The organism is Parasynechococcus sp. (assembly GCF_042954245.1).
In the GTDB taxonomy this organism is placed as follows: domain Bacteria; phylum Cyanobacteriota; class Cyanobacteriia; order PCC-6307; family Cyanobiaceae; genus Parasynechococcus.
The window spans coordinates 1-10,411 of the sequence record NZ_JBGKDP010000188.1 but is presented as its reverse complement, the minus strand read 5'-3'; the positions used below and the strand labels follow the sequence as shown (position 1 = coordinate 10,411).

11 protein-coding genes are annotated in these 10,411 nt (G+C 62.5%); 8 read left to right on the top strand and 3 right to left on the bottom strand.

Annotated elements, in window-relative coordinates:
- The coding region (locus ACGVJ8_RS08470; protein ID WP_392347213.1) for an ATP-dependent Clp protease ATP-binding subunit at nucleotides 1-1,959 on the bottom strand (1,959 nt) is incomplete at its 3' end.
- Between the two features lie 176 nt (nucleotides 1,960-2,135).
- Complete coding sequence (locus tag ACGVJ8_RS08465; RefSeq protein WP_392347211.1) at nucleotides 2,136-2,651, bottom strand: GNAT family N-acetyltransferase; 516 nt, start codon at nucleotides 2,649-2,651, stop codon at nucleotides 2,136-2,138.
- Between the two features lie 3 nt (nucleotides 2,652-2,654).
- Here ACGVJ8_RS08465 and lysA point away from each other — a divergent pair, with 3 nt between their 5' ends.
- The 8 genes from lysA to ACGVJ8_RS08425 all read left to right on the top strand — a co-directional run bounded on the left by lysA (nucleotide 2,655) and on the right by ACGVJ8_RS08425 (nucleotide 9,563).
- Entirely contained in the window at nucleotides 2,655-4,034 is a 1,380-nt protein-coding gene (gene lysA / locus ACGVJ8_RS08460) for a diaminopimelate decarboxylase (protein ID WP_392347209.1), read from the top strand.
- Nucleotides 4,035-4,056: 22 nt separating this feature from the next.
- Entirely contained in the window at nucleotides 4,057-4,887 is an 831-nt protein-coding gene (gene cdaA, locus ACGVJ8_RS08455) for a diadenylate cyclase CdaA (protein ID WP_392347207.1), read from the top strand.
- Nucleotides 4,884-5,666, top strand: a complete 783-nt coding sequence (locus tag ACGVJ8_RS08450; RefSeq protein WP_392347205.1) for an isoprenyl transferase — start codon at nucleotides 4,884-4,886, stop codon at nucleotides 5,664-5,666. The genes cdaA and ACGVJ8_RS08450 overlap by 4 nt, the downstream gene beginning before the upstream one ends.
- A complete protein-coding gene (gene bioB / locus ACGVJ8_RS08445; protein WP_392347203.1) occupies nucleotides 5,663-6,658 on the top strand; it encodes a biotin synthase BioB in 996 nt (331 codons plus the stop codon). The genes ACGVJ8_RS08450 and bioB overlap by 4 nt, the downstream gene beginning before the upstream one ends.
- 160 nt (nucleotides 6,659-6,818) lie before the next feature.
- A complete protein-coding gene (locus ACGVJ8_RS08440; protein WP_392347201.1) occupies nucleotides 6,819-6,989 on the top strand; it encodes a hypothetical protein in 171 nt (56 codons plus the stop codon).
- A gap of 66 nt (nucleotides 6,990-7,055) precedes the next feature.
- Nucleotides 7,056-8,024, top strand: coding sequence for a rhodanese-related sulfurtransferase (locus tag ACGVJ8_RS08435; RefSeq protein ID WP_392347199.1), 969 nt, complete (start codon nucleotides 7,056-7,058; stop codon nucleotides 8,022-8,024).
- Nucleotides 8,025-8,073: 49 nt separating this feature from the next.
- Complete coding sequence (locus tag ACGVJ8_RS08430) at nucleotides 8,074-9,033, top strand: DUF952 domain-containing protein (protein WP_392347197.1); 960 nt, start codon at nucleotides 8,074-8,076, stop codon at nucleotides 9,031-9,033.
- A 32-nt stretch (nucleotides 9,034-9,065) separates the two neighbouring features.
- Entirely contained in the window at nucleotides 9,066-9,563 is a 498-nt protein-coding gene (locus ACGVJ8_RS08425; protein WP_392347195.1) for a hypothetical protein, read from the top strand.
- On the opposite strand, the gene lipA is transcribed toward ACGVJ8_RS08425, so the two are convergent.
- On the bottom strand, nucleotides 9,548-10,411 hold an 864-nt coding region (gene lipA / locus ACGVJ8_RS08420), incomplete at its 5' end, for a lipoyl synthase (protein ID WP_392347193.1). The two genes, ACGVJ8_RS08425 and lipA, sit on opposite strands and share 16 nt — an antisense overlap.

The following is a 10,411-nucleotide window of genomic DNA, read 5'->3' as shown; positions in this document are numbered from 1 at the left end:
GAGTTGCAGCAGCAGGTTGAACACATCGGGGTGGGCTTTTTCGATTTCGTCAAAGAGCACCACGGTGTAAGGCCGGCGACGCACCGCCTCAGTGAGCTGACCGCCTTCGTTGAAGCCCACGTAACCCGGAGGTGAACCGATCAGCTTGCTGACCGTGTGGCGCTCCATGAATTCCGACATGTCGAGGCGGATCATCGCCTCCTCGCTGCCGAAGAAATAGGTGGCCAGAGCTTTCGTGAGCTCGGTCTTACCGACACCGGTGGGGCCGGAGAAGATGAAGCTGGCGATCGGACGGTTGGGGTTCTTCAAGCCGACCCGGGCACGGCGGATGGCCTTGGACACCGCCTTGACGGCTTCGTCCTGACCGATCAGACGCTTGTGGAGAGTTTCCTCCATGTTGAGCAGCTTGACCGACTCGCTCTCGGTGAGCTTCTGCACCGGAACACCAGTCCAGGAAGCAACGATCTGGGCGATATCCTCCTCGTTCACCATCGGTGAGCTGTCTGAAGCAGCCGCCTCGGTGGTAGCCGTTTCACCGGATTCAGAGGTTCCGTCGGCTTTGGCCTCGTCTTTGTTGGCCTGGAGCAGAGAACGGATCTGCTCACGCAGTTCCACTTCCTTCTCGCGCAGTTCACCAGCCTTGGTGAAGTCCTGATCGCGAACGGCATCCTCCTTGTCTTTCTGGACGGAACGCAGTTCCTTGTCAACTTCCTTGGCTGCGGGGGGCAACTTCGAATTAAGCAGACGTACCCGGGAACCGGCTTCATCGATCAGGTCGATGGCCTTGTCGGGCAGGAAGCGATCCGAGATGTAGCGATCACCGAGGGTTGCGGCCGCCACAAGGGCGTCATCAGTAATCTTGAGGCGGTGATGCTGCTCGTAACGCTCACGAAGGCCGCGCAGAATTTCGATAGTCTCGTCGATGGACGGCTCACCCACATTCACCGGCTGGAAACGACGCTCCAGGGCGGCATCCCGTTCGATGTGTTTGCGGTACTCGTCCAGGGTGGTGGCACCGATGCACTGGAGCTCGCCGCGGGCGAGGGCCGGCTTGAGAATGTTGGCGGCATCGATTGCACCCTCAGCAGCTCCGGCACCGATCAAGGTGTGCACCTCATCGATCACGAGAATCACGTTCCCGGCTACCTTGATCTCCTCCATGATCTTCTTGAGGCGCTCTTCGAACTCACCTCGGTACTTGGTGCCGGCCACTAACAGACCGATATCAAGGGTGAGAACACGTTTGTCTTCAAGGATGTCGGGGATGTCGCCCTGCTGAATGCGCTGGGCCAGGCCCTCAGCGATGGCGGTCTTACCGACACCGGGCTCGCCGATCAAAACAGGGTTATTCTTGGTGCGGCGACCCAGGATCTGGATGACACGGTCGATCTCGTTGTGACGACCCACCACGGGGTCAAGCTTCGCTTCTGTAGCGAGCTGGGTGAGGTTGTTGCCGAACTCGTCAAGGGTGGGGGTTTTGGTGGATCCCTTTCCACTGCCGCCACCGCCGGCAGAGACTTCAGCAGTTTCACCCAGCATACGAATTACCTGGGTCCGCACCTTGGCCAGGTCGACACCGAGGTTCTCCAGAACGCGAGCGGCAACACCTTCGCCCTCACGGATCAGTCCAAGCAACAGATGCTCTGTACCGATGTAGTTGTGACCAAGCTGGCGAGCCTCTTCCAGAGATAGTTCCAACACCCGCTTGGCGCGGGGAGTGAAGGGGATCTCGACGGCAACGAAGCCGGATCCACGTCCGATGATTTTCTCAACTTCAACCCGGGCATCCTTGAGATTGACCCCCATGGACTTCAGAACCTTAGCGGCAACACCTGTTCCCTCGCCAATCAGGCCGAGGAGGATTTGTTCAGTACCAACGAAGTTGTGACCAAGTCTGCGGGCCTCTTCCTGGGCCAGCATGATCACCTTGATGGCCTTCTCGGTGAAGCGTTCAAACATCGCTGGGCCAATGCAGTGATGTCACTAAGCTATCAGGGTTGAGGGATCGCCGCGAGTGTTCGGCTTGTTCGGTCACTTTCCAGTCTGAGACTGACCTGAAGCGCACAAAAAATAACAATAAATCCCACAAGATTCACCGCTCTTTTTGTCTCCCAGAGACGGAAAACCGAACAACTTCACGCCGCCGACGTGGGCGACGGCGATGACGGGATGCGACACCACTGAATGAGGGCGTCGCAACCGTCGGAGTAGTACTCGGAACGGGTGCCTGCGGTGCGGAAACCGGCTTTGGTGTAAAGCGCCAGAGCGGCAACGTTGTCGCTGGCCACCTCGAGGGTGGCGTGCACTGCACCGTGCTGTCGTGCCCGTTGCAACAGTGCTTGCAAAAGCAGACTTCCATGGCTGCTGCGACGCCTGTCGGGATCCACAGCCACCGCAGTGATGTGCAGCTCATCGGCCACCATCCAGCCGCAGGCCACCCCCAACAGGGCATCGGGCTGCACAAGACCGATGCAGAGGCGCCGGGGGTCGTCCAGCTCCCGCCGCCATTGCTCTGCGGTCCAGAGGCCGTTGAGCGCCCGTTGATCCAGTGTCAGACAGGCTTGCTGCCAGGACGGGTCAAGACGCAGGATCTGCGCGGTCGGTCCGCCCCCTGCAGGGCCGATTCCTAGATTGCCCTTCGACGCCGCCACTTCGTGACCCAAACCATCACCAGTCAACGGCTCTTCGAGGCCAACCGGGATGCGGAGAGCCCCAATCGCAACCTGACCCCGATCACCACAGAACTCGACGGCAGCGACCGTCTTGTTGTCGGGGGGTGTCGTCTCAGCGATCTGGCCGAGCGTTACGGCACACCGCTGTATGTGCTGGACGAGGCCACCGTTCGGGCCACTTGCCGGGCCTACCGCCAGGCCTTGGAGAAGCATTACGCCGGGCCATCCCTGCCGATCTATGCCTCCAAGGCCAACAGCTCCCTGGTGATGAGCAGCCTGGCGTCCTCTGAGGGGCTGGGTCTGGATGCGGTGTCAGCCGGTGAATTGCTGACGGCGCTGCGCGGGGGGATGCCCGGGGAGCGGATGGTGCTGCACGGCAACAACAAATCCGACGAGGAGCTGCTGCTCGCCTACGCCAACAAGGTGACGATCGTTGTGGACAACCAGCACGATCTCGACCGCCTCGCCGAACTGCTGCCCGCTGGAGCCGAGCCGGCTCAGCTGATGCTACGTTTCACTCCTGGCATCGAATGCCACACGCACGAATATATCCGCACCGGTCACCTGGACAGCAAGTTCGGCTTCGATCCCGACCAAGTGGAACCCGTGCTGCGCAGCCTGGTGGGACAACCCTGGGCCCAACTCACCGGGCTGCACGCCCACATCGGATCCCAAATTTTTGAACTCGAGCCCCACCGGGATCTGGCGGCGGTGATGGCCGACAAGCTAAAGTTGACCCGTGACCTGGGCCATCCAGTGACCGACCTCAACGTGGGTGGTGGTCTGGGCATCCGCTACGTGGAGTCGGACGACCCCCCGAGCATTGAGCAGTGGATCCAGGTGGTGGCCGAAGCCGTCACCAGCGCATGCCAGGAGCGGGGCCTCGAGCTGCCGCGGTTGATGTGCGAACCGGGTCGTTCCCTGGTGGCGACCGCCGGCGTGACCCTGTATTCGGTGGGCTCACGCAAAACGATCCCCAACGTGCACACCTACGTGGCGATCGACGGTGGCATGAGCGACAACCCTCGCCCAATCACCTACCAGTCGCTCTACACCTGCTGCCTGGCCGATCGCCCCCTAGCAAAGCCAGACGAAAGCGTGAACCTGGTGGGAAAGCACTGCGAATCCGGCGATGTGCTGCTGAAGGACCTGCCCCTGCCCACCACCGAGAGCGGTGACATCGTTGCCGTTTTTGCCACCGGTGCTTACAACGCCTCGATGAGTTCGAACTACAACCGGATCCCGAGGCCCGCTGCCGTTCTGGTGCACGACGGGTCAGCGGAACTGATGCAGAAGCGGGAACAGCCGGATGACCTGCTGCGCTACGACGTTTTACCAGAACGATTCAACGCGTTACGTTGATTGCAGCAGTGAGAAAGGCGGAGTGAACGTGTTGGCGGTGGTGGATCCGCGCCTAGTGCTCGACGTTCTTTTTGCCTCTTCCATCGGCTTTCTGCTTTTTTCCCGCGTCAACGAGCAGCGCACCCTCTGGCTGCTCCGGGGATGGTTGTTTCTGGTGGCGATGGCCTGGTTTGTCCAGCGCTTCGCCAACCTGCCCCTCACCACAAAACTGGTAGACGTGCTCGTCATGGCCTGTTCGCTGTCCCTGGCCATCCTTTGGCAAGGGGAGCTGCGTCGCCTGATGGAGCTACTGGGTACCGGCCGTCTGGCCGTGTTGCTGGGCAATCCCCAGAAAGGGTTCAGCGCTTCGGCGGGGACCGTCAGCCAGATCACCGAGGCGGCGGGCCGGCTGTCGCAGTTGCGGCGTGGAGCCTTGATCGTGGTGGACCTGGGAAGCGACCTGAGGCCCGAAGACTTTCTCAATCCCGGCATCCCCATTGGTGCTGTGCTGAGTCGCGAGCTGATGCTCAACCTGTTCGCCGCCGACACCCCCCTCCACGACGGTGCCGTGCTGGTGCGGGGCAATCGAATCGAGTCGGCGGGGGTGATTCTTCCCCTGTCCAGGCACAGCGTGAGTCGTTTCGGCACCCGCCATCTGGCGGCCCTCGGGATCACCGAACGCTTCGATCGCTGCATCTGCATTGTGGTGTCGGAAGAAACCGGAACACTGTCTCTGGCGAACCAGGGCAAGCTGGAACGACCGATCACCAGTTCACGCCTCCAGGAACTGCTCAGGGAGCTGTTCAGCACCGCCGAATCGATGCCGCCAGCACGACGTACGGTGGGTAGCGCTCCGTCCGAATCGCTGTCTTGAGCCGCCCTCCGGCCACCAGCACCGACACGGCCGATCGTTCGCTTCTGCCTGCGGACCTCGACCCGGGTCGCCTCCCGCAGCACGTGGCCCTGATCATGGATGGCAACGGTCGCTGGGCGAAATCCCGCGGTTTACCCCGCGTGATGGGGCATCGTGCCGGGGTTGAAGCGTTGAAATCCACCCTGCGACTGTGCAGCGACTGGGGGATCCAAGCCCTCACGGCCTACGCCTTCTCCACGGAGAACTGGTCACGCCCAGGGGAGGAAGTGAATTTCTTGATGACCCTGTTCCAACGGGTGTTGCAGGCCGAACTGCAGGCCCTGGAGGCCGAACAGGTGCGGATTCGCTTTCTCGGCGATCTGAAGGCCCTGCCTCAGAAACTGCAGGAGCTGATTGACGATGCCACGGCCCGGACGGCGGGCAACAACGGCATTCACTTCAACGTGTGCACCAATTACGGCGGACGACGGGAGCTGATGCAAGCAGCTCAGCGTCTGGCCCAACGCGCTGCTGCCGGGGAGCTGGACCCCGACAGCATCGACGAGAACAGCATCGCCGCCGAACTGTTCACGGCTGGCGAACAGGATCCCGATCTATTGATCCGCACCAGCGGGGAACACCGCATCAGCAATTTCCTGCTCTGGCAACTGGCCTACGCCGAAATTTACGTCACCGATGTGCTCTGGCCTGACTTCAATGCCGATGCACTGAAAGCCGCCCTGCTCGATTTCCAACGTCGCCACCGCCGCTTCGGCGGTCTTGATCCGATCCGCCCATGACCCTCAGCATCCGCCATGACTGGACCATCGAGGAGATCCAGACCCTGCTGGAACTTCCCTTAATGGAGCTGCTCTGGCAGGCCCAAACCGTGCATCGGGAAGCCAACCCGGGCTACCGGGTACAGCTGGCCTCGCTGCTGAGCGTGAAAACGGGGGGCTGCGAAGAAGACTGTGCCTACTGCTCTCAGTCGATCCACAACAGCAGTGACGTCACCGCCTTCGAGGCCCAGATGCAGGTGGAACCGGTGCTTCAGCGGGCCCGGGCCGCCAAGGAGGCCGGTGCTGACCGCTTCTGCATGGGATGGGCCTGGCGCGAGATCCGCGATGGCGCTCCCTTTGAGGCGATGCTCGAGATGGTGCGGGGGGTGCGCGGCATAGGGATGGAAGCCTGCGTGACCGCGGGAATGCTCACCAACCAGCAGGCGGAACGGTTAGCTGAAGCCGGCCTCACGGCCTACAACCACAACCTCGACACCAGCCCCGAGCACTACGACCGGATCATCTCCACACGCACCTATCAGGAACGGCTGGAAACCCTGCAGCGGGTGCGCAATGTCGGCGTCACCCTCTGCTGCGGTGGCATCATCGGCATGGGCGAAACCCTGCGGGACCGCGCCTCCATGCTGCAGGTACTGGCCAGCATGAACCCCCATCCCGAAAGCGTTCCGGTGAACGGGCTGGTGGCGGTGGAAGGCACCCCTTTGGAAGAGCAGACTCCCTTTGAACCGCTGGAGCTGGTGCGGATGGTGGCGACCGCCAGGATTCTGATGCCCCTCGCCCGGGTGCGGTTGAGCGCCGGCCGGGAATCGATGAGCCGGGAAGCGCAGATCCTCTGCCTTCAGGCGGGGGCCGATTCGATCTTCTACGGTGATGTTCTGCTCACAACGGGCAACCCGGATGTGGAGGCTGACCGCCAACTGCTCGCCGATGCGGGGGTGACAGCCAACTGGCAGGAGGACGCGGCAGCTCCGGCCAGTTGCTCGCCCCGATGATCAGCACAGGTTTTAAAATACCTCCCTCAACTGAGGGATTGCTGGATCGTTCTATATCAACCGAATGGGGGATCAGAGCACTGGCCGAAGATCCCTGAACGGACCATCGACCATCACGACTGTCACCAACCGGAAACACTGCACAAAAGACTCATTGTGGGTGGCGTGTCTGTTGAGCTACACCGTGCTGGTCTGTGGCTCAGCCATGAAGATCGACAGCGCTAACGCTCAACCGATGGGAAGCCTGATCTTTGAAGGGGGACATAAGCCCTTCCATGCCCTAGCTTGTCCCCTGAAGCCGGCTTCGGTGCGCATCAGCAGGAAAGCCTGACGACCAACGCCGCAGTGGCACGACACGGCCTGATGCAGGCTAGAGGACTGTTGAACCGGTGACAGCGTGGACCCGAGCAACCTGGAGCCTGTGCTGGCGAAGGACAGCCGACTCCTGGTGGCGGCGTTTTATGCCTTCACGCCTCTAGATGACGAACGTCGGAAGGCGTTGCTGACCCGCGTGCCGACCCTGGCTCGCGAAGGCAGCGTGCTCGGATCTGTGTTGGTGGCCCATGAAGGGGTGAACGGCACGATCAGCGGACCAGAGCACGGCGTTGATGCCGTGCTGGATCACCTGCGTGCCTCGTTGGATCTGGGTGACGACCACTACGCGCGGCTCGAGGTGAAGCGCAGCTGGGCCAACAAGCCGGTGTTCCGCCGCTTCAAGGCCCGCCGCAAAAAGGAGATCGTGACCATCGGCGTGACCAGCGTGAACCCCCGGGCCAGCGTGGGCACCTATGTGAAACCCGAAAACTGGAATGCCCTGGTGGATGATCCCGACACCCTGGTGATCGACAGCCGCAACAGCTACGAAACAGCAATCGGCACGTTCGAGGGGGCCATCGATCCCAGCACCGAGAGCTTCCGCGACTTTCCGCAATGGGCAGAGTCCACGCTGCGGCCCCTGATCGAACAGAAGGGCAGCAAACGCATCGCCATGTTCTGCACTGGCGGGATCCGCTGCGAGAAAGCCAGCAGCTACCTGCAGCAACAGGGATTCGGGGAGGTGCACCACCTGCGCGGCGGCATCCTCAAGTACCTCGAGCAGGTGCCGGAAGCCGAGAGCCGCTGGCAAGGAGAGTGCTTTGTTTTTGATCAACGGGTGGCGTTGAACCACCGGCTGGAACCCGGTGAGCACAGCCTTTGCCACGCCTGCGGCCTGCCGGTTTCAGCCCAGCAACGCGAACTGCCGAGCTATATCAAGGGGGTGCAGTGCGTGCACTGCCTGGACCGCTTTACCGATGCCGACCGGGAACGCTTCGCTATGCGGCAACGCCAGATCGACCAACACAACATCGACCAGCAGCAGGCCTGAGGAGTTCAGGCTGCATCGGACAATCCCTGCCAGGGACCACCCCGATGCCGTGCTGCCGATCCTCTACAGCTTTCGACGCTGCCCCTACGCCATGCGCGCCCGCTGGGCCCTGCTGGAGGCAGGACTGTTGGCTCAGTGGCGGGAGGTCGCATTGAAGGCCAAACCTGCTGAAATGTTGGCGGTCTCCCCCAAGGGCACGGTGCCCGTGTTAGTGCTGCCAGACGGCGCCGTGATCGAGGAAAGCCTGGCGGTGATGGACTGGGCCCTTGATCAGGCGGACCCACGCGAGCTGCGCAACGCCGGCGATTCCTCAGCGCTGATCGAGCAGAACGACGGCGCTTTCAAACATCATCTGGACCGGTTCAAGTACACCGACCGCTACCCCGGCACCAACAAAGACGAGCAACGCGCCGCCGGTCTGGCGATCCTGCGCAGCTGGAACCAAAGGATCGCTGATCAGGGATGGCTGCTGGGCGAGCGTTGCTCGCTGGCGGATGCCGTCCTCTGGCCGTTCGTGCGGCAGTGGCGCATCGCCGATCCCGAGGGATTCGAAAACGATAACACCCTGGAGGCCCTACGCCACTGGCTCCAGCGTTTCCTCGAGGATCCCCGCTTCGAGCGGCTGATGCAGCGGGCCGACCCCTGGAGTGCCGGGGGACAACACCACTACTTCCCCGCCGATGCCGTGGCGGTGCCCTTGGATCAGCCCCTGTTTCACCTGGCCCTCAAGGCCGACTGGCAGTCCGCCCAGGCCAGCGGCAGCTACCGCATCTCCACCCGGGGAATTAGCTTGGAGCAGGTGGGCTTCATCCACTGCTCCTTGCAGGAGCAGGTGAAGGCAACCTTTGAGCGGTTCTATGCCGACGCTGGCGAAGTGCTTCTGCTGGAGATTGATCCCACCGCCGTGAACGCCCCCCTGCGGGCCGATGCCATTCCCACCGGCGAACTGTTTCCCCATCTCTATGGGCCGCTGCCCCTGAAGGCGGTGCGCTCGGTAAGCACCATGTAAGCGGCAGCATAAGCACAGCCAGATCCCGATCGATGCTTGAGCAATTGGAAGCCGAGGCCCGCGAACGGGACCTGCTGCTGATGTTGCAGGTGGGCCGCCCCCTGGGGCTGTGGAGCCTGCGGCTGGTGGTGGCTCGGCAAACCGCCAGCCGCAGGCTGTTGCTGTTGGGGGAAATGAAGGGATGGGCCTATTCCGCAGCCACGGGTCTGCAGCTCGACACGATGCGAGTGATGCCGAAGGCTCCTACCGGCGCGGGTGATCTGATCTGGGCGGCCACCATGGCCTGGGCCCAGGAGGCCACCCCCTGCTCACGAGCTCGGTTGCTGGCCATCCGCGACGACGAGTATCAGCACCGCCGGCTGGTGCGCTACTTCCACCAACGCGGCTTCAGCAAATCTCGCGATGTGGAAGCGGCGCTCTGTGATCTGCCCCTGCGCATGGTCTGGGGCGGCGCCGGGGCCCTGATGAGTGGTGATGTGGCCACCGTTTTGGAGCGCAGTCTGCGGGGCTGGCGTCAGTCGGCGGCGTGATAGCTGCTGCGCACCAGCGGACCACTGCGCACCTGGGCAAAGCCCAACTCACGGGCCACTTCCGCCAGCTCATCGAACTCCTGTGGCGTCCAATAGCGAGCCACCGGAATGTGCTCCAGCGAGGGGCGTAGATACTGTCCCAGGGTGATCCTTTGGCAATCCACGACGCGGAGGTCGTGGAGGGTGGCGATCACCTCGTCGCGGCTCTCCCCCAAGCCAAGCATCAGGCCACTTTTGGTGGGGATCTCCGGCGCCAGCTCACGGGCGGCTGCCAGTAAACTGAGTGACCGCACATAAGTGGCACCGCGGCGCACCTCCCCCTGCAAACGCTGCACCGTTTCCAGGTTATGGTTGAAGCACACTGGCTGGGCCGCCAGCACCGTGGCTAGCCGCTCCCGTTGGGCCGTCACCGCCTGATCGTGATCCACCACGCTCCCCCAGAAATCGGGGGTAAGTACTTCAAGGGCGATCAGCGGATTACGGGCCCGGATCGCTGCCATGGTGCGGGCGAACAGGCTGGCGCCGTGATCAGCGAGATCGTCGCGGGCCACCGCGGTGAGCACCACATAACGGAGCTGCATCGCTTCCACCGCATCGGCCACCCGCTCCGCTTCAGCGGCATCCACCGGCATCGGAGCCTGGCCCTTGTCCACCTGGCAGAAGGCACAACTACGGGTGCAGATCGATCCACCCAAGAGAAACGTTGCCGTTCCGGAGGCGTAGCACTCACCGCGGTTGGGACAGCGCCCCTCCTCGCAGATGGTGTGCAGGCGGTTCTGCTTCACCAGCCCCTGCACCTGCTCCAACTCCGAGGCATTGCCAATCGGCCGCCGTAGCCAGTCCGGCAA